We start from the raw sequence: 1,082 nt of genomic DNA, 5'->3' as shown, positions 1-1,082 counted from the left end.
GCTCTGGATGAAATCAAGCAGTCACTGGCAATCGACCCTACATTCGCAGACGCGTATAACTTGCGTGGCTTGGCTTATATGAGGTTAAACGATATTCCACTGGCAGAAGACAGCTTTCGTCGCGCGCTTGCGCTGAACCCCCGAGACGCCGGTGTGGCCCATAACTACGGTTGGCTTTTATGTCAGCAAGGCCGGTACAGTGATTCGCTTCGATGGTTTTCCCAAGCGATTGCCAATCCTACTTATGCCGGCAGGGCAAAAACCCTGATGACCCAGGGAATCTGCCAGCTTCGCGGAGGACAGAGGGCGGAAGCCGAGCAAAGCTTGATGCAGGCGTATGAGCTGGACGCAGGTAACCCCATCATCGGTTACAACCTCGCAAGCCTCCTGTTTGAGCGCGGCGATTTGACGCGCGCCCAGTTTTACATTCGCCGCTTGAACAACGGCGAGCTGGCAAACGCGGAGACACTTTGGCTTGGAGTCAAAATAGAGCGTAAATTAAATAACCGGGACTCGGCGCGGCAGCTGGGTGACCAGCTGAAGAAACGTTTTGCGCAGTCCAGGGAGGCTGCTGCTTATGACAAAGGGGCGTTCAATGAGTGACGCTGACATTGCCACGACGGTTGGGGAGCCCCCATCTGAGATTGCTGTGCCTGGTGTAGACCGGAGCACAGGCCCCAATCCCACCGCAGGTACGCTGCTGCGCGAGGCCAGAGAGGCAGCAGGCATGCACATCGCAGCCCTCGCGGTATCGTTGAAAGTTCCTGTAAAAAAGCTAGAAGCGCTGGAGCTGGATCGCTTCGACCTGCTGCCGGACGCTGTTTTTGTCCGGGCGCTGGCTTCCAGCGTATGCCGCAGTCTGAAATTGGATTCAGCGCCTGTGCTTGAACGCCTGCCGCAAACCAGTGCTCCCAAATTAATTTACCAGGGGGCGGGCATCAACACGCCATTTCGTGCCCCGGGTGAAAATCCCCGTCCGGCCGTATGGACCCAGGTTTCCAAGCCGGCCGTGCTGGCCGGCCTGGTATTGCTGCTTGGCGCTGTGGTGTTAATTTTCCTGCCAGTCATCAAAGATGCTGCCA

Annotated in this window: 2 protein-coding genes; both read left to right on the top strand. The window is 56.9% G+C overall.

From position 1 onward, the window contains the following. The coding region (pilW, locus tag AC1D0Z_RS22550) for a type IV pilus biogenesis/stability protein PilW (RefSeq protein ID WP_477660370.1) at window positions 1–603 on the top strand (603 nt) is incomplete at its 5' end. Next, window positions 596–1,082 (top strand): helix-turn-helix domain-containing protein (locus AC1D0Z_RS22545; RefSeq protein WP_477660369.1); only part of this gene is annotated, 487 nt, incomplete at its 3' end. The genes pilW and AC1D0Z_RS22545, both read left to right, overlap by 8 nt.

The organism is Polaromonas sp. P1_E3 (assembly GCF_056405935.1).
This window is presented reverse-complemented; position numbering and strand designations above follow the sequence as displayed.